The 18,647-nt window shown below is 71.2% G+C and carries 13 protein-coding genes and 1 pseudogene; 1 reads left to right on the plus strand and 13 read right to left on the minus strand.

Annotation, left to right across the window (positions count from 1 at the left end; genetic code table 11):
* Window positions 1-16: 16 nt before the first annotated feature.
* From WME89_RS01060 to WME89_RS01085, 6 genes are all read right to left on the minus strand, one after another.
* Complete coding sequence (locus WME89_RS01060) at window positions 17-1,378, minus strand: ABC transporter substrate-binding protein (RefSeq protein WP_438007425.1); 1,362 nt, start codon at window positions 1,376-1,378, stop codon at window positions 17-19.
* A gap of 209 nt (window positions 1,379-1,587) precedes the next feature.
* The gene (gene metG / locus WME89_RS01065; RefSeq protein ID WP_438007426.1) at window positions 1,588-3,714 is read right to left on the minus strand and encodes a methionine--tRNA ligase; all 2,127 of its coding nucleotides are present in this window, start codon (window positions 3,712-3,714) and stop codon (window positions 1,588-1,590) included.
* 230 nt (window positions 3,715-3,944) lie between these two features.
* Window positions 3,945-4,403 carry a hypothetical protein gene (locus tag WME89_RS01070; RefSeq protein ID WP_438007427.1) on the minus strand — a complete coding sequence of 153 codons (459 nt, stop codon included), beginning with the start codon at window positions 4,401-4,403 and terminating at the stop codon, window positions 3,945-3,947.
* Window positions 4,404-4,636: 233 nt separating this feature from the next.
* The gene (locus WME89_RS01075; protein ID WP_438007428.1) at window positions 4,637-5,545 is read right to left on the minus strand and encodes an alpha/beta fold hydrolase; all 909 of its coding nucleotides are present in this window, start codon (window positions 5,543-5,545) and stop codon (window positions 4,637-4,639) included.
* Window positions 5,546-5,695: 150 nt separating this feature from the next.
* Window positions 5,696-5,941, minus strand: coding sequence for a hypothetical protein (locus tag WME89_RS01080; protein WP_438007429.1), 246 nt, complete (start codon window positions 5,939-5,941; stop codon window positions 5,696-5,698).
* 127 nt (window positions 5,942-6,068) lie between these two features.
* The gene (locus WME89_RS01085; protein WP_438007430.1) at window positions 6,069-9,296 is read right to left on the minus strand and encodes a kelch repeat-containing protein; all 3,228 of its coding nucleotides are present in this window, start codon (window positions 9,294-9,296) and stop codon (window positions 6,069-6,071) included.
* Between the two features lie 107 nt (window positions 9,297-9,403).
* Here WME89_RS01085 and WME89_RS01090 point away from each other — a divergent pair, with 107 nt between their 5' ends.
* On the plus strand, window positions 9,404-9,697 hold the full coding sequence (locus tag WME89_RS01090; RefSeq protein ID WP_438007431.1) for a hypothetical protein: 294 nt from the start codon (window positions 9,404-9,406) through the stop codon (window positions 9,695-9,697).
* Between the two features lie 50 nt (window positions 9,698-9,747).
* On the opposite strand, the gene WME89_RS01095 is transcribed toward WME89_RS01090, so the two are convergent.
* From WME89_RS01095 to WME89_RS01125, 7 genes and pseudogenes are all read right to left on the minus strand, one after another.
* The gene (locus tag WME89_RS01095; RefSeq protein WP_438007432.1) at window positions 9,748-10,896 is read right to left on the minus strand and encodes an ATP-binding protein; all 1,149 of its coding nucleotides are present in this window, start codon (window positions 10,894-10,896) and stop codon (window positions 9,748-9,750) included.
* Between the two features lie 280 nt (window positions 10,897-11,176).
* Complete coding sequence (locus WME89_RS01100; RefSeq protein WP_438012099.1) at window positions 11,177-11,305, minus strand: hypothetical protein; 129 nt, start codon at window positions 11,303-11,305, stop codon at window positions 11,177-11,179.
* 647 nt (window positions 11,306-11,952) lie between these two features.
* A pseudogene (locus WME89_RS01105) lies at window positions 11,953-12,432 on the minus strand (Kelch repeat-containing protein); the annotation flags it as partial.
* Window positions 12,433-12,579: 147 nt separating this feature from the next.
* The gene (locus WME89_RS01110) at window positions 12,580-15,861 is read right to left on the minus strand and encodes a hypothetical protein (RefSeq protein WP_438007433.1); all 3,282 of its coding nucleotides are present in this window, start codon (window positions 15,859-15,861) and stop codon (window positions 12,580-12,582) included.
* A gap of 200 nt (window positions 15,862-16,061) precedes the next feature.
* Window positions 16,062-16,373: a DNRLRE domain-containing protein gene (locus WME89_RS01115; protein ID WP_438007434.1), complete on the minus strand. Its 312-nt coding sequence runs from the start codon at window positions 16,371-16,373 to the stop codon at window positions 16,062-16,064.
* A gap of 23 nt (window positions 16,374-16,396) precedes the next feature.
* Window positions 16,397-17,779 carry a Kelch repeat-containing protein gene (locus WME89_RS01120; RefSeq protein WP_438007435.1) on the minus strand — a complete coding sequence of 461 codons (1,383 nt, stop codon included), beginning with the start codon at window positions 17,777-17,779 and terminating at the stop codon, window positions 16,397-16,399.
* Between the two features lie 416 nt (window positions 17,780-18,195).
* Complete coding sequence (locus WME89_RS01125) at window positions 18,196-18,534, minus strand: hypothetical protein (protein WP_438007436.1); 339 nt, start codon at window positions 18,532-18,534, stop codon at window positions 18,196-18,198.
* Window positions 18,535-18,647 lie beyond the last annotated feature (113 nt).

The raw sequence follows: 18,647 nt of genomic DNA on the forward strand, positions 1-18,647 counted from the left end.
CACGGCGGCTCCCGCGTCACGGGCAGCTGGGGTTGTCGCGGTTGAAGGAGCCCAGCTTGAGGAACTCGTCCTCGGGGAGCTTCATGGTCTGGTTCACCTCGGGGATGACCTTGAGCAGGCGCTTGAAGAGCGTCCCGTCTTCCTTCTTTTCGACCACGGTGAGGTAAGAGTCGGAGATGGCGTTGCGGTTCTTGTCGAGCTTCACCTTGCCGTTCGGCGACTCGAACTCGAGCTTGCTCAGGGCGTCCTTGAGCTTCTCCTGGTTGTTCGAGAGGTCGCCGTTCACCTGCTTCAGGGCGAGGAGCGCCGCCTTCATGTTGGTGTAATACGAGTAGAGGGTGCCCGACGGGAACTTGTAGCCGTCCGGGAACTTGGCCCGGTATGCCTTGACGAAGGACTGCCAGGTCTCGCTGGGGTTGTCGTCCGCGATCGGCACCCCCGAGACGGTCCCGACGAGGTGGTCCGCGACTGACCCCTTCGAGTCGAGGACCATCTGATCGACCGTGCTCGAGCCGCCGATGAGCGGCGCCTTGCCGCCGAACTGCTTGTACTGCTTGAGGAAGGTCAGGGCGTCGGAGCCGCCGAGCGCCACGTAGATCGCGTCGATGTCCCTGGGCAGCGACGAGATCACGGAGCTGTAGTCCTTCGTCCCGAGCGGCACCCAGAGCTTCTTCGGCACGCGCCCGCCCACGTGGCAGAACTCGGCCATGAACCCGCCCACGAGGGTGTACGGGTACGAGTAGTCCTCGGCGAGGGTCGCGACCCGCTTGTAGCCCTTTTCCTTGAAGGCGTAGCTCCCGACGCCGGTCATCCACTGCGCGCCGTCCGGCGAGAACCGGTAGAAGTTCGGCGCCTGGTCGCGCAGCGTGATGTCCTGCGCCGCGGCGCTGCCGTTGACGAAGACCCGCTCCGGGTGGCTCTTCGCGAGATCGCGGATCGCGAGGCCCTCGTCGCCCGACAGGGGGCCGACGATGAAGTCGACCTTCTCCTGCTCGAGGAGCTTGCGGGCGGCGTCGCGCGCGACGTTCGGCGTCGCGTCCGAGCTCTCCTTGACGAGGACGAGCTTCTTGCCGGCGATGGCGCCGCCGAACTCGTCGAAGGCCAGGTCGACCCCGCGCATCCCCTCCTCGCCGAGCGACGCGAGCGGCCCGGTCATGGTGGCGATGACGCCGATCTTGATCTGCTCGGCGCCCGCCGGGGCGGCCTTGCCCTGCTCGGCCCTGGCCTGGCCGCTCTTGGCCTGCTCCGCCGGTGACGCGACATCGGCCTTCGGCTGACTGCCCTCCTCGCAGCCCAGCAGGAGCCCTGTGCAGGCGAGCAGCGCAGTCGCGGCGGACATCAGCCCGCGCGACGTCCTCAGGTCATCCGGGAATCGCATGGCACCCTCCGTCTCCCCCCAACGCGGTCGGCGAGCCGACCTCGCTGAGCCGACTGGGACGCATCCGGACGACCCATAACAGGTCCCGCACGCGGTGGATATATGTTTGGAACGGATGGTCGCGGGCTCACTGGAATGCCGCGGGGGTGGAGCTCTGCTGTCGGTGTATTTGTTAAGTGTGATGGATATCACACGGGCGGTGCGTGGCGTCAGAGCACCGGGGTGCCTGGCGCGGCGGCATCGACGGTGACGGTGCGGACGCGCCCTTCGACCTCGGCGGTCAGCAGCATGCCCTCGGACACGAGGCCTTTGCCGAAGTCGCGCGGCAGCAGGTTGCAGATGACGACGACCCGCTGGCCGACCAGCTCTTCCGGGGCGTAGCTCGCCGCGATGCCCGAGATGATGCGCCGGGGCGCGCCGTCGCCTGTGTCGACGCGCAGGTCGAGCAGCCGGTCCTTCTTCTTCACGCGCTCGGCGCTGGTGACGACGCCGATCCGGAGGTCCAGCCTGGCGAAGTCGTCGAACGCCACGGGGGCCTTGGCCTGGCGCGCCGTCGGGGCGGGCGCGCCGGCTTCCGCCTCGGGAGCGGGCTTTGCCGCGGGTGCGGCGGTGGCGGGAGCGGGCTTCGCCGCGGGGGCGGCGGCGGGCTTTGCCCCGGGGGCGGCCGTGGCCTCGGGCTTCGCGCCCGCTCCTGGCGGCGGGGCGGCGTCCGGCTGCGGCGGTGCGAACCGGGCGAGCAGCTCGGCCTCCTTGTCCTTCTCGAGGCGCGGGAAGATGGGCGAGCCCCTGCGGAGCTTCGCGCCGGGCTTCCGGACAGGAGGGTTGAGCGGCCACTGATCGACCCCGACCTCGGGCGCGATCGGCGGCAGCCCGAGCTGATCGCGCATCCTGTCCGCCACGACCGGCATCACGGGGGAGATCATCACGCTGATCGCCTCGAGCTGCTCGATCAGGGTCGCGATGATCGTCGCGAGGCGCGCCGGGTCCGTCTTCTTGGCCACCCAGGGAGCGGCCTTGTCGACGTAGAGGTTCGCCGCGGCGATCGCCGTCCAGATCGCGTCGAGCGCGCGCGTCGGGTGGTGCGCGTCGAACGCCGCGGACGCGGCCGTCGAGGCCTGCCGCTGCGCGCTGGCGAGCTCCTCCTCGAGCGGGCCGGGTGCCCCCTTCTCGGGGACCTCCTCGGCGAACGGCAGCACCCGGTTCAGCAGGTTGCCGAGCGCGTTGCCGAGCTCCGAGGCGTACCGCGCGAGGAGGTCCTGGACGCTGAAGTCGCCGTCGTGACCGAAGGAGATCGCGCGCATGAGGCAGTAGCGCACGACGTCGACGCCGATGGGCGGCGCGCCCGCCGCGGCGCCCTGGCCGCCGGGCAGCGCCCCCGCCGCCGCCTCGGAGATGGCCTCCGCCACCTCGACGGGGCTGATCGTGTTGCGGAGCGTCTTCGACATCTTCTGGCCGCTGTAGGTGAGGAACCCGTGCGCGAAGACCTGCCGCGGCAGCTCCGCCTCGCCGTAGCCGGCCGAGAGCAGGAACGCAGGCCAGTAGACGGCGTGGAAGCGCAGGATGTCCTTGCCCACGAGGTGCACGTCCGCGGGCCAGAAGCGGGTGTTGTCCTCGGGCTCCCGGAGGGCGGTCATGTAGTTGGCGAGCGCGTCGAACCAGACGTACATGACGTGCTTCGGGTCGCCGGGGACGGGGATCCCCCACTGGAACGTGGTGCGGGAGACGGAGAGATCCTGGAGCCCCTCGCGCACGAAGCTCGTCACCTCGTTCAGGCGGCTCGCGGGCTGGACGAAGCTGGGGTTGCGCCGGTAGTAGTCGAGCAGCGCGTCTCCGTACCTGGACAGGCGGAAGAAGTAGCTCTCTTCCTTGACGCTCTCGGCGGGCCTGTTGTGCAGCGGGCAGATGTTGCCGGGCTGCTGGAGGTCCTTCTCGGTATAATAGGCCTCGCATCCGACGCAGTAGAGCCCCTCGTAGTGGCCGAGGTAGATGTCCCCGCGCTCCTGGATGCGGCGCCAGAGCTCCTGCACGCCCTGCTTGTGGCGGGGCTCGCTCGTGCGGATGAAGTCGTCCGGAGCGCAGCCGAGCTTCGGCCACGTGGCGCGGAAGGCGGCGGCGATCTCGTCGGCGTGGGGGCCCGGCGCGACGCCGCGCGCCTCGGCGGCGCGCTGGATCTTGAGGCCGTGCTCGTCCGTGCCGGTGAGCATGCGGCTCTCGTGGCCGCGCAGGCGGTGGTAGCGGCAGAGCACGTCGGCGGCGATCGTCGTGTAGGCGGTGCCGAGGTGCGGGACGTCGTTGATGTAGTAGATGGGCGTCGTGACGTAGAAGCGGCTCGCCATGGGGACGACCTCATAGCATGGGGCGCTCGCGCGCGAGACGCCGCAGCAGGGCGCTGTCGCGGGGCGGCGCGGCGCAGCCGCGAGCTCGGGCGCGGACGACCGGGGCGCGCGATTGCGCGAGGGACGGCGAGCTCGGCGGCGCTCGCGCGGCGACCGGCGACCCAGGTTCCCGACCCGACCCAGGTCGAGGTCGCGGCCGACCCGACCCAGGTCGAGGTCGCGGGGTCAGCTCAAATGCCCATGTGCAGGAGGTAGCGCTGGCCGCCGCCGCGCTCGACCCGCCGACAGAGCGAAGCCAGGCCGCGCAGCCGCGTGATGGCGTCATCTCGGCGAACTCTGAGCTTCAGATAACGACCAGTCCCGGGGCTCCCGGCAATCTCGCACCACCCGCCCGTCAGGCGGAGCATCGGCGGCGAGCTGGAGAAGAGTCGCTCCCAGGATTCGAAGATCCGTCGCGCGATCGGCGCGCCAGCGTCCGTGACGATCGTCGGGCCATGGAGGTTCAGCCCGAAGCCGCGCCGCTTCCGCGCGGGGTTCAGCGACGGAATCCACCGGAGAGCGTCGAACATGTAGCGGACGAGATCGTCGTGGATCTGGATCGTGCCTGAGCTGCCAGCGAAGTCTCCGTATGCCGTGAATGGGTGCTCCGCGCGATCCAGCAGAAAGAAATCGTGGTCCAGGCCAGCCATGGCAGAGCCCAGGAAAGGCCAGAGCTTCGGCCCGTGTCAAGCGCGCCCCAGGACCCATCGCTTGATCGGCTCGGTCGGCGGACCCCCATCGACGGGTCAACCGGGGGTCGCGGTCGTGATGGCTCAACCTGGGTCGGGTGGTCGGGGGCCGGTGGTTGGGTCGCGACCCGGAGCGGAGACGCGATCGGTCGAGCCGCCCGTGGGGCGCGCCCGGCGCCCCGTCCGTGACGGCGCTACGGCAGCCCCAGCAAGAACACCCGGATGCGCTCCGAGACGACGCTCCCTGCCTCGAGGAGCATCGCGTGGCCTGTGCGGGGGACGAGCATCCACTCGGCGCCGGGGATCTGCCGGCGGAGCGCTTCGAGGTCAGCCCGCAGGGCCATCACGTCGCGCTCGGGCGCGAGCACCAGGACCGGCACCCGCACGCCGGGGAGGACATCCGACGCGCGCGCCTCCATCAAGGAGCGCATGGACTCCCAGTAGGCGCGCATATCCATGGTCCCGACGGCCCGGAAGAAGTGCTCCAGCTCCTCCCGTGGCGCTTCGGGCGCCAGGACGCCCGCGGCCTGGCCCAGGGAGAAGAGGGCTCTGGAGGCGGTGACGCGGCGCACGACCGGCGAGATGCGAGGGAGGATGGGCGCCGCCGTGCGCATCGCCCGACGGAGGGCCGCGCGGGCTCCGGGGAGGCGCAGGGCGAGGCTCGAGGCATAGGGGTGATCGGCGCCGCCGGCGATGAGCACCATCGCGCGCACGAGGTCGGGGCGGCGGCGGTAGAGCTCGAGCAGCACCGTGACCCCCATCGAGAAGGCGACGTGCACCGGCGCGCCGGCGTACGCGCCGTGGTCACGGACCGCCTCCGTCACCCGGAGGAGGTCGTCCGCGTGGGTCTGAACGGTGTAGTCCCCCGACCGCGCCGTCTCGCTCTGCCCGTGGCCCCTGTAGCTCCAGTGGACGAGGCGGGTCGTCGTCGCGAGCGCGCTGACGAGGTGCTGCCAGAAATTCTCCGTCGTGCTGAGGCCGTTCGTGAGGATGACAGGCGCGCGATCGAGCAGCCGCTCTTCATCGCCTGCACCGCGGTGGGTGTGCCACGCGATGCGCGTCCCGTCGCCGGCGACGACGTAGCGAAGAGTCGCGCCTTGCATGATCGTGACCAAGGATAACACACGGATTCTCTCGGCAAGCGCTCGGCCAGCGTTCGAGCAGATCAGGGGAGGAGACCCGACCAGGTTGCCGCGGCGCGGCCGCGATCCGTCCCAGATAAAGACTTGCTCTTATTCCGACCCCTGCGGCGACTAGCCGCGCGGGGGCGCCGTCTCCGACAGGGGAGGTCTGTTTCGCAAGCACGCGTCTACCCGAAGCGCGAGATCCGCGTCCAGCCCGACCACCTGGGGCGCGCCGTCCAGATCGAGGAACAGCCGATCTTCCACGACCTCACCGCCCGGACCGAAGCTCATCCAGGTGAACATGGTCCGGCCTTTGATGTTCCTGAACGGAACTAGGATCAGGTCGGCCATGAGCGCCATGGCGATGAGCGCCATCGCGCGGACCAGGTACTCCGATGTTCTCGCAAGAGCGTCTGGCCCGGCTGGGCGGGGGAACAAGCGGAGAAGGCTGCACAGCGTGACCGCCCATGACGATGGCTGGGCGGTCACGCCTGTCCTCTGCTCACGCCTGGCGGCTCGTCCTCGGGAGTCGCCGGCGCAGCCGCAAGGTGGCGAGCGCGCCGAGGGCGAGCAGCCAGGCCGGCGTCTGCTGGTCGCCTGGAGTCATGCGGCAGCCGCCGCCCCCTCCAGCAGTCGGGAGGGCGCCGCCGCCGCTGCTCTGCGCGCCGGTCGTGCTGGCGCTGGTGCTCGTGGTGTCCTCGTTCCCGGCGCCCGTCGTGCTGGCCGTGGTGGACGGGGCCTCACCGCCATCGCCAGCGTCACCGCCGAGGCCGCCTGTGGCCGTGCCGCCTGCACCGCCTTCGCTACCTGCGTTCCCGCCACCGCCGCTGGGCGCTCCGCCGCCGCTGGCATCGCCGCCACCGCCGCTGGCATCGCCGCCGCCGCCACCGCTGCTTGTGCCGCCCGCGCCGCCACCGCCGCTGGCGTCTCCCCCCGTGCCGCCTGTGCCGCCCGCGCCGCCACCGCCGCTGGCGTCTCCCCCCGTGCCGCCGCCTCCTTCTCCCGGTACGCAGGCACCGCTCTGGCACGCTCCCGGTGACCCGGGCTGCGCCGGGACATAGAGCCACGCGTGGTTGAGCCCCTGGTATCCATTGACCTCCGGCCTCGGCGACATCCGCCCACCGGCGCGGCCGCCGACGATCAGGACACGACCGTCGCTCAGCCGCACCGTCCCGTGGCGGCTGATCATCACGTCCAGCGCCGGCGCGAGCGCCCAGGTGCCGCTCGCCGGATCGTAGATCTCAGCGGCCAGGGCACCGTCGGTGCTCCCCACGGTGCCCGTCACCAGGACCCTGCCGTCGGGGAGGAGCGCCGCTCCCGCGGGCGACCTTTGCTCGACCATCTCCCCCGTCGGGGTCCACGTGTCGCTCGCAGGATCGTAGATCTCGGTCGTAGTGGCGGGCCCTTCTCTGTCTCCGCCGATGACGAGGACCCGGCCGTCCAGGAGCAGGGTCGCCTTGTGGTATGCGCGCTTCCTGCTCATCGAGGCGGCGGGCGTCCACGTGTCGCTCGCCGGGCTGTACAGCTCCGTGGTCGCCGGTACCATCGAGTCAGCGCCGAGCCCGCCGGCGACGAGGACCCGGCCGTCCGGCAGCAACGTCGCCGTGTGGCGCTCTCGCCGGGTGCTCATCGGCGCTGCCGCGGTCCACGTGTCAGCGACCGGATCGTAGATCTCGACCCGGTCGCCGCCCCCGTCGCTGGTCCGGTCGCCGCCGACGACGAGCACCCGGCCGTCCGCAAGCGCCGTGGCGGTCTGTGTCCTGCGCCGCAAGAGCAGGGGCGCAACCCGCGACCACACGCCGGTCGCCGGGTCGAAACGCAGCGCCCGCGAGGTGGTCCTCAGGCTGCCTGTATCGATCACCAGGACCGTCCCGTCCGGAAGCAGCGTGGGGGTCTGCGGAGAATACAGTCCCTCGCCGAACACCTTGAAGGGCTCCCACGCGCCCGTGCGCGGATCGTAGCGGGTCCAACCTCGTCCTTGCGGGGTCCCGCGGACGGCCAGGCCGAAGCCGACGGCGAGGACCGTCCCGTCCGGGAGCAACGTGGGCTCCACATCGTAGAAGAACGCATCGAGCCGCCCGGTCTGTTGCCAACCCTCCTCCGCGCCCGGGAAGCCGCAGGGCGTGCCGTCAGGCTTCGCGGGCCCGGGCAGCGCGCAGCCCGCCGCGGGGTCGCACGCGGGCGCCTCGCGGCACGCATCGGCGGGCAGGCACGCTTCGAGGCTCGCCCCGACGCAGGCGCCCCCCACGCAGGCGCTCGCCGCCGAGCACACGTCGCCGTCGCTGCACGGCGTGCCGTCCGGCGCCGCCTCGCCGCCGACGCACGCGCCCGCCTCGCAGACGCCCCCCGCGACGCACGCGTCGGCGTCGTCGCACGCGACGCCCGTGAGCGGCGCGCAGACGCCGTCCTGCGGCGCTCCGGCGGCGACCGCGCAGGCGTCGCACGGCCCGGCGCAGGCCGCGTCGCAGCAGACCGAATCCGCGCAGAAGCCGCTGCCGCAGTCGCTGTCCGCCGCGCAGCCCTCGCCGAGCGGCGAGCGCTCGCGGAAGAGCACGGCAGACGCCGTCGCGGAAGCGGCAGCGACGTACCCGCCGGCGATCAGCACGCTGCCGTCCCTGAGCGTCGTCGAGGAATGGTATGCGCGCGCCATGGTGACCGGCGGCTCCATGTCGAGGGGAGACCAGGCGCGGGTCGCCTCGTCGAAGAGCGCCATCGTCGAGAAGAAGGGGACGATGTTGGCTGTCGAGACCTTGTCCCTGCAGGGCTCCATGCCTCCGGTCAGCAGCACCTTGCCGCTCGGGAGCAGCGAGGTGCGCACCCCCCGGATCCCCAGGCTGCCCCGCCCGCATGGCGTCGAGGCCGGCGCATACGACCCGAAGGTCGGCTCCCAGCGATCGTCGCGCGGGAGGTAGACCTGCGCGAAGGCGTGGACCTGCGGATCCGGACCGGACAGGGTACCTCCCACGACCAGGACATCGCCGCCCGGCAGCGTCGTCGCGTGAGGAGACAGGTACTCGCTCGTGCTCATCACGGCCCCCCGCTCCCAGGTCCAGAGCTCGGTCTCCGGATCATGGAGGCTACAGCCGCTCCCGACCGCCATCAGCCGGCCGTCGTGGAGCAACGTCGCGCTCACGGGCATGGGGATGAGCCCGCCCCCGGTGAACTCGATCCTCTCCACGCTGATGCAGTGCGGGAGCTCCGTCCAGCCGTCCGACTCCGGGTCGTAGGTGGCGCTGTTGAATCGATCGCTGTCGAAGGCGTTGTTCAGGCCCGAGCCGACGAGCACCGGCCTGCGGTCGACGAGCATCATCGAGGGCGCGGGGTGGGGCATGCTCAGCGGCGCCGCGGCCGTCCAGGTGTTGCTCGTCGGGTCGTAGAGCTCCGCCGAAGCGAGCGCTGAGCCGTCTGGCAGCACGCTCCTCGACCTGCCGCCCGCCACGAGGACACGGCCGTTCGGCAGGAGGATGGCCGCGTGCCCGCTGCGAGGCTGGGCGAGCGGCGCCGCGGGGGACCACGTCCTCGTCGCCGGGTCGTAGATCTCGACCTCCCGGAGGCTCATCGCCGCGAGGTTCGTGTACGGCGGCGCGTCCACCAGCGGATACCCACCCGTGACGAGCACCCGGCCGTCCTCGAGCACCGTGGCCGTGTGCTCGCCCCGCGGCGTGATCATCGACGGCACGCTCTCCCAGGACGGCGCGCTGGCCGCCCAGGCGGTGCCCGCGCGCAGCATGACGAGCCCGCAGAAGATGGCGCTCCCGAGCCTCCCTATCGATCGCGTGGTCCCTGTCCCCTCCCGCCGCCTTCTGTTGCGCGCTGTCGGTCGGGCATTCACCCCAGGTGAACTTCCATCACGGCACGGGGGCTCCCGTGCCAGCCCATCCCTCGCCGATGCCGGCCGCGCCGCAGCAAGGATCGGCCGACGTCCTGCCGCGCTCGTCGCCGGAGCGCGACGCGGTCTCGCCCCTGGGCCGCAAGCGCGCGCTCCCGGCCCGCCGGCGACGGGAGCTGGGCGACGGCACCGCCCCGCGCCGAGGCGGCCTCGGCGAGCCCGCCGTCACCGTCAGCCGGCGCGACGCCGAGGCGCGCGAGCACCTCGAAGAGATCCTCGCCGCGGAAAGCGCGCAAAGGTGAAGAAGGTGAAGAAGACCAGAGGAGAGGTGTACGCCGGCGAGATGAACGAGCTACGACGGACGAGGGAGCATGACACGGAACGTGGTGCCTTGCTCCTGCGTGCTCGTGACCTCGATGGAGCCTCCGTGAGCGTCGACGATCGCCTTTGCGATGAAGAGCCCCAGCCCGAGCCCTTTTGATCGTCGCAGGTCCTCGTGCTGCTGATCGCCCCGACGGAACGGATCGAAGATCACGGGCAACAGCTCGGGCGGGATCGGGCTCCCGCGATTGCTCACTTCGAGCACGACGGCCTGATCCTGCCCGCGCAGCTCCACCTGCACCGGCTCCTCCGGCGGGCTGTAGTCCACGGCGTTGCCGATCAGGTTCGACATGAGCTGCTCCATCCGGCCCGGATCCCACGTGCCGTGTCCGTCGCCTTGGACCTTGAGGCGGATGGTGTGCTCTGGGCGGGAGAGCTCGAGCTCCACGACCACTTGCCGGCAGATCGAGCAGAGGTCGATCGGCTTCGGTTCGACCGGAAGGCCGCCGTGGCAGCGGACGCGCGTAAGGTCGAGCATGTCCTCGACCATCCGAACCGCCCTGTCGTTGCTCGCGGCGATCCGCTGGACGAGCCGCGCCACGGCGGCGGTGACGTCCTCGCGCTTGAGCAGCGCGGCGGCGGCGAGCCGGACGGCGGCGAGCGGGGTGCGCAGGTCATGCCCGAGGACCGCGATGAACATCTCGCGGAGCACGACGTCACGACGGAGCTCGGCGGAGGTCGTCCGCTCCACCTCGACGGCCGCGGTGACCATCACCTCGTCGAGCGTCGAGTGCACGAGCTGGGCCTCCCCGTCGCCGAGGTTCACCCTCTCCCGCGCGAACATGTCGATGATCACCGAGCGAAGAGCGCCGAGCTCGCGCAGCTCCGCGGCGAGGCAGTAGCGCTGGGCGAGGCGGTGAGAGGCGTGCACCTTGGCGGCCTCCGAGCTGCCGATCTCCTGGCTGCTGGCTCCGCCCGGCATGCCTGGCCGCGCGCTCTGCGCGAGGGAGTCGATGAGGTCTTCGAGGAGCTTCGGGGTGTAGTTTCTCAGATCCTCTTCGTTGAGCGCGTGCGCCTGGGGGATCTTCGGATCGTCCCGGATGCGTGATGTCCACTGCTGCATGAGCTCATCCTTTCGCTCACGGAGCAGTGACAGGACGCGCGGCAATGGCTGGCTCATATGGCGCCTTCTCGCTCTATCTCGGCTTGGCCGAGATGCGCTCTGTCGTGCGGCGGAGCGCGGTTCGCCATTGCTGTGAATCCCTATGCGCGCCCGGGGAGAATCATGAAACAAGCGTGCAGGCGTACGCTCGCACGGCGGCGCAAACCCGGGCCCGATCGTCTGTCGTCCGGACCCGGGTCTGACCGTCTGTCCTCTGCTCACGTCGATCGGCTGCTCCTCTGGCGCCGCCGGCGCGGCCGCAGGGGGGCGAGCGCTTCAGCGATGAGGCCCGGGACCGTCACTCGATGACGATGGAGGAGATCTTGTCGTTCGTGGCGCCCAGGGTCGGCGCGTCGGAGGTGTACTGCACCGACGTGCCGGTGTACCCCGCGTCGTCGTACGCCGTGACCGTGTAGCCGGGGGGCACCTGGATCGAGGAGATCCAGTCGTTGGCGACCGCGCGACCGCGCGACCGCGCGAGCGCGCAGGTCGACGAGGTCGTACTCCCCGCGATCGAGCACGACCGGTCAACAGCACCCTTCCGCTCGGGAGCAGCGAGGTGCGCATCCCTCGGATGCTCGAGTCGCCCGACGGCCGGCACGGCGTCGAGGCCGGAGCATACGGGCCGGACGTCGGTTCCCAGCGCTCGTCTTCAGGGAGGTAGACCTGCGCGAACGCGTGGACCTCGGGGTCCGGACCGGAGGGGGTGCCTCCGACGACGAGGACACCGCCGCCCGGCAGCGTCGTGGCGTCAGGGTACCGGTATCTGTACGTTGGCATCAGGGCCCCGTGCTCCCAGGTCCAGAGCCGCGTCTCCGGGTCATAGAGGCTACAGTCGATCCCGATCGCCATCACCCGGCCCTCGTGGAGCAGCGTCGCGCTCACGGGGTCGACCCTGCTCACAGGGCCACAGGTGGGCAAGGTCGTCCAGGCGCGCGACTCCAGGTCGTAGACGGCCGTCTGGAACTGGGTGCTCACCGCGGCCTCGTTCCAGGCCATGCCGACCAGCATCGGCTTGCCGCCAACGAGCATCATCCACGGATCGGGCTGGGGTAGGGGCAGCCGCCCCGCGGTCGTCCAGGTGTTGCTCGCCGGGTCATAGGTCTCCGTCGAACGTATCTCTGGCCTGACGCCCTGCTCGTTGGTCGCCCTGCCGCCCGCCACGAGGACATGGCCGTTCGGCAGGAGGACGGCCGCGTGTCCCCGGCGGCGTTGCCCGAGCGGCGCCGCGGGCGACCAGGTCCTCGTCGCCGGGTCGTAGATCTCGACCTCCCTGAGGCTCAGCGCCTCGGTGTCCGTGTACGGAAACGCGTCCAGCTCCGGATACCCACCCACGACGAGCACCCGGCCGTCCTGGAGCACCGTGGCCGAATGCTCGCTCCGCGGGGTGATCATCGGCGGCACGGTCTCCCACGATGGCGCGCTGGCCGCCCAGACGGCGCCCGCGCGCAGCATGACGAGCCCGCACAAGGCGGCGCGCCCGAGCCTCCCTATCGATCGCATGATCTCAGGCTTCCTCCCGCCGCCCTCTGATGCGCGCGGTCGGGGGGACATTCAACCGAGGTGAAACTCACCATGGAACGGCGGCGCCGGGCGCGGACACCGCCTCTCCGGTGCGCGAGCGCGGCCGCGGGAGCCGCGAGCACCGGCAGCGGCCGCGGCGAAGATCGGCTCGCGCGCGGCCGCTCCAGGAGCGGTGGTTCAGGGGGCGAACGTGGCGACGAAGGCGTCGGAGCCCGCGGCGTAGGGGATCGGGCCAGTCCCGAAGTCTACCGCCGAGCTCGCGGCGCCGGTGAGGGCGATCGTGCCTGTCGGAGCGACCGTCACGTCCTTCGCGCCGGCCGCGAAGCCGAGCGTCCAGAGCTCCGCGCCGGTCGGGTCGAGCTTCGCGAGCCCGCTCCCGGCGACGACGATGTTGCCGGCGGGATCCAGCGCGAGGCTGTCGCCGAAGGGAACCGAGTCGCTGAAGACGTACGCGCCCGCGGCGTCCAGCTTGAGGAGCGCGGGGCCGGCGGGCAGCACGCCGCCGCCGAGATCGACGGTCCCGTCCGTGATGCCCGCCACGAGGATCTCGTCGGCCGCGTTGACGGCCACCGACCACGCCGCGTCTCCGGGGTCGCCGCCGGGGGGGATCGACGGCTCCGGCGCGAACGCCTGGCTCCAGGTCACGGCGCCGGTCGGGGCGAGCTTGGTGACGGTGAGCTGCGCGACGGCGGACTCCGGCGCGGTCACCGCCAGCACGTTGCCGGCGCTGTCGATCGCGATATCAGCGTTGTATACCAACCATGAGGTCGAGTCCGTGATCTGTTGATTCCAGAGGACGTTGCCCGCGGGGCTCAGCTTCGCCAGGAAGACATTCGGCCGATCCTCGCTGTTGACGTAGGCCATGTACGCGTTGCCGAGCCCATCGACCGCGATCTGCTCCGGGGCGAAGGAGTCGAGGCCTGACGTGGCCGGCGAGAGGATGGGTCCCTGCCTCCAGAGGGGATTGCCATCGCGGTCGAACTTGACGACGAAGGCTGCTTGCTGGGCTGCGCTGAAGTCGAACGGGGGCAGGCACTGGTCGAACCCGCTGGCGGGGAGGCCCCACCCGTAGGCGCCGGCCAGCCAGACGTCGCCGTCGCCGCCGACGGTCATGGCGTACGGACGGTCCTCGAAGCGCTTGCTCCAGAGCGGCGCGCCCGATGGATCGAGTTTGAGCAGGAAGCCGTCCTTCCAAGGCGGGGTGCTGGTCAGAGGGCCGGCGCCGAAGTCGACTGTTCCCTCGAAGGTGCCTGCGACATAGTAGTTGCCCGCGGCGTCGTTCGCGATCTCCAGGCCCTCGTCGGCGCCGGTGCTGCCGTATCCGCGCGCCCACGGCGGGAGCACGGGGCAATCGGGCGCGCCGTCGCAGCTCTCGTCCTCCGGCGTGAAGCAAGCCTCGTCGGTGGGCGTCACCTCGCCCGTGCAGGGGCCGTAGCCGAAGCCGTCGGGCCGGCAGGTCTGCGTCCCGGCAGCGCAGGTGCCGACGCCCCTCGTCCCGGCAGGGCCGGAGTAGCACGCGATGACCGAGCCCGGCACGCAGGTCTCCGCCGGGTCGCCGCCGCCCGCGCCGCCGCCGCCCGCGCCGCCGCTGCCCGCCGCGCCGCCGCCGCCCGCACCGCCGCTGCCGCCGCTGCCGCCGCTGCCGCCGCTCGACGGCGGATTGAACGTGGCAACATAGATATCCCAGTCTCCTGCATACGCGATCGGGCCGGTCCCGAAGTCCACCGCGCTCCGCACGCTGCCGGTGACGGCGATCGCGCCGCTCGGAGCGATGGTGATGTCCGACACGCCGCCCGCGAAGCTGGCCGTCCAGAGCTGCGTGCCGTCGGTGTCGAGCATGGTGAACCCGGGCCCGGCGACGAGGAGGTTGTCGGCGGGATCGACGACAATCTTCGCGCCCGGTGCCGGGCGGTTGAAGACATGCTCGCCGGCCGCATTCAGCTTGATGAGGATGTATGAGAACGTGTCATAGTTTATGACCGTCGCGAAGATCTCGTTCGCCGACGTGACCGCCACCGATCTGGCGAACCAGTTCCAGGTGTCTCCGGGGCTCTGGTATCGCCACAGCAAACCTCCCGACGGAGAGAATTTGGAGATGAACAGGCCGTTCTGGGATTCGTCAGGGTAGTAGCCTGAGTGCACCGTCAGCACGTTGCCCGCGCTGTCGAGCGCGAGGCTTATGTTATCGCTGGGATACCCTATCATACCCTTACGCCAGAGGGTGTTGCCTGCCGCGTCCAGCTTCATCACCTGCGCAGACTCGCTATCGACGAAGGCGATGTGTGCATTGCCCATGGCATCGGCGGCGATCTGATAAACGGTGAACTGACTGGGGGTGCCCGAAGCAGGGCCGAATCCCTTGCTCCAGACGTGATTGCCGTCGGGATCGAGCTTGGCGGCGAACATCGCGAATCTATCGTAAGGGCCCGGCAGGGAGCATCCGCCGAAGTCGAGGCCCGTCGTATAGCCCAGCCCGTCGCCGTCGTAGCGGCCGGCGATCAAGACGTCACCGTTCCCGTCGACGGTCACGGCGCCGCCGATCTCTGTGAAGAGTGTGCCGAATCGCTTGCTCCAGATGAGCGCGCCCGAGGGATCGAGCTTGAGGAGGAAGACGTCCTGTGCACCTGCGCTGGTCAGAGGGCCGGCGCCGAAGTCGACCGTTCCCTGGAAGGAGCCGGTGACGTAGTAGTTGCCCGCGGCGTCGCTGGCGATGGATAGCCCGTTGTCGGCGCTGGAACCGCCGAACCCGCGCGCCCACGCCGCCGGCTGCGGGCAAGAGGGATCGCCGTCGCAGCTCTCGTCCTCCGGCGTGGCGCAGGCCTCCGCTGCGGGGGTGATCTCACCCGCGCAGGGGCCGTAGCCGAAGCCGTCAGGGCGACAGGTCTGCGTTCCGGAAGTGCAGGTCCCCACGTCGCGGGTGCCCGCAGGGCCGGAGTAGCACGCGACGACGGATCCCGGCACGCATGTCCCTGGCGAGCCGCCGCTGCCGGTGGAGGTGCTCGCACCGCCGCTGCCGCCGTCGCCAGAGGAGCCGCCGCTGCCGCCGTCGCCAGAGGAGCCGCCACTGCCGCCGTCGCCAGAGGAGCCGCCACTGCCGCCGTCGCCAGAGGAGCCGCCACTGCCGCCGTCGCCAGAGGAGCCGCCACTGCCGCCGTCACCAGAGGAGCCGCCGCTGCCGGTGGAGGTGCTCGCACCGCCGCTGCCGCCGTCGCCAGAGGAGCCGCCGCTGCCGCCGTCGCCAGAGGAGCCGCCACTGCCGCCGTCGCCCGAGGAGCCGCCGCTGCCGCCGTCGCCCGAGGAGCCGCCGCTGCCGCCGTCGCCCGAGGAGCCGCCGCCGCCGCCGTCGCGTGCGATTGGCTTGCACGCGGCCATCGTGACGAGCGTCGCGAGACACAGGGCGGTGGGCCCGCGCAGGCGACGCCTGGATGTTGAACCGATCTCTTCGGAGGTTCTGGTCATGCAACCTACGATGCTCGGAACAGACTCGACATTCAGCGCGAGACAGATCGGCAAACGCGCCAGCACATCACGACCGCTGCGGTGAGGATCGCGTGGAACCTGGCCCTGGGCGGCGCCCAGCGCACATCTCCGCAGCAACGGCGGCGTCACGGCGCGAAGCGGCAAACCTCGATCCACGGGCGGTCGCCGGTCCTGGGGTGCTAACGCGAGCGGTACATCGTCGTGCCGGTAGAATTCTCCTCCAGGAGCAATCCGTGGCTCTCGTGGGCGCCCTCGATCCAGGCCTGCACGAGCCCGGTCGCGTCCATCGAGATGGGGCCGTGAGCGCCGCCGACCAGCATCGCCTCGACCTGCTTATCGAAGCTCGCGGCGAAGCCATTCCAGATCACGGTCTGCTCGTCCCACGGCGCGGTGAGCCGGTGCGCCCGCGCGGTCTGCTCGCCCGAGCTGAACGCGTGCGCGCGCGAGCCCGGGACCCACGCAGGGATCACTGCCGTCGCCGACGTCATCATCGTGGGCGTTCTCCAGGCCGGGGTTAGCGCGCCAGCAGCAATGTCCGCCAGGTCGCCGAGGCAGTCCTCGTCGCCGTGGTGAGCAGCTCGGCGCCGGTGGTCGCGACCCGATCAGGCCAGAAGCTGCTGTCATTTCGCGCGACGCCCGCGTAGCCGCCCGCGAGGAGGACCTTGCCGTCGAGCAGCAGCGTCGCGGTGTGCTCGGAGCGCCCGGAGATCATCGACGCTCCCGCCGTCCACCCGCCGCCCGCCGGGTCGTAGAGCGCAGTGCCCGAGAAGATGGCGATCGACGGCGAATCCCGCCAGTCCGCGCAGGAATCCATGGTGTACCAGGGACAGGGCGAGCGGGTGGACCGCTCCCCTCCGGAGAGCAGGACCCGGCCATTCGCGAGCGCCACCGCGCGTTGCCCGGAGATGCCGGAGACCGCGATCTCCTCGCCTTGCAAGGACGGAGCGCCCAGCCCGGGCGCTGCCGTCCAGGAGCTCGTCGCCGGGTCGTAGACCTCCGCCTGCACCGCTTCGGTGTCGCCCCCCCAGGGCGCGCCCGTTCCGCCGATCACGAGGACCTGGCCGCCGGGGAGGAGCGTGGCCGCGTTGTCGGCGCGGTTTTCCACCATCGGCCCGGTGAGCGACCAGGTGTCGCTCGCCGGGTCGTAGAGCTCGGCGAGGTTGCCTTCACCGCCGGCGACGAGGATCTTGCCGTCCAGGAGCCGCACCGCGGCGTGGCCGCGACGCGGGTACAGCAGGGAGGCTGCGGGGCTGAAGGCGCCGGCCGCGGGGTCGTAGATCTCGCAGATGGCGAGCTCCTGCCACCGCCCGAGCACGCTGAAGCCCCCGGCGACGAGCACCCGGCCGTCGGCGAGCAGCGTGGCGGTATGCCCTCCGCGCGGGAGCCCCATCGGCGCGACGGCCGTCCAGGCGTTCAGCGCGGGATCGTAGATCTCCGCGGCGGCGAGCACGCTGTCCTCGCTCATCCTCCTGTTGCCGCCGAGGACGAGCACCCGGCCGTCGGTGAGCAGCGTGGCGGTGTGGCCGCTGCGCGCCGAGCCCATCGACGCCGCGGGCGTCCACTGGCGCGCTCGAGGGTCGTAGATCTCTGCGCTCGAGTGGGCGTCGACGCCGTACCGGGTGTCGTCCCGCCCGCCGGCGACGAGGACCCGGCCGTCCAGGAGCCGCGTCGCCGTGTGGTTCGCGCGCGCGACGCTCATGGCGCCCGTCGGCGATGGAAGCTGCGCCTCCTGCGTGCCCTCGCGCTCGTCGCTCCCCGGAGCTGCGCGCGCGCAGCCGGCGACGAGCGCGAGGCCCATCAAGAAGAGCATGAGGAGCGCGGCGCGCTCCACGCAGACGAGATCATGCCTGTGGCGCCGTGGTGGCGGCGCCTGGGCCTGCTGTGAAACGCAGTCCATGCTCAGCCCTCGAATCTCGGATAGACCCGTGCCTCCGCCAGGCAGCCACGCCGCCCGGTCCTCCCGCGGCGCCCGCGCCGCGCATGTCTCCGCCTCTGATGCCACCCCCGCGCCGCACATTCACGACAGCGGGCCGAGCGCCCCCTTGCGCCGGGCAGGCAGGGTGGGCGTAGCCTCGGCATCGTGCCTCCTACGTGTGCGCCAGGACGAGCTCGGGCGAGGGCGCCTGCATCCCGCCGTACTTCCTGTTCCAGCTCCGGGTCGACGGCCACGCGGTGCCATGACCGGCCCGGGGCGCGGCCCGACCTGGGCGGGATCGCACCCGAGATGGAGAGAGCGGCGCCTCCGGCGCGCAGGCCGTTCTGGCCTGGTGCCCGACGAACCGCGCTCGGCACGAGCTCGCGGCGAGCCGCGCGTCAGGGCGAGGCGCCCTCCTGACAGCGGCCCTCGGTGCACTCGAGCGGGCCCTGCACGGCGCATTCGTACTGGCAATACTGCCCCCCTCGCTCGACGTCCTCGATGAGCGCGCGCGCCTCCTCTTCCACATACGCTTTCTTGGCGCTGTTCACGGCCACCCAGCACCCGAGCGGGCAGCCGGGCGACGCATAGACGCATTCAGAGACGTCGTTGCACGCGTTCGACTCGGCGACGATCGCGTCGAACTCCTCCCGGGCCTCTTCCTCGCTCTTGGCACAGCTCGCGCCGACGAGGCCGACGAGGCCGACGAGCAAGAGCACCATCCATTTCGCGCGCATCGACATGCTTCACCTCCGGCAGTCACCGCGAGCTCCGCGCCTCAGGGAGCGTTCGCCGCGGCGCTCTGCTCGGGTATAGTTCACCCTGCTTGGCCCGAGCCTCGCCAGCACGA

It is taken from the genome of Sorangium sp. So ce321, assembly GCF_051530195.1.
In the GTDB taxonomy this organism is placed as follows: domain Bacteria; phylum Myxococcota_A; class Polyangia; order Polyangiales; family Polyangiaceae; genus Sorangium.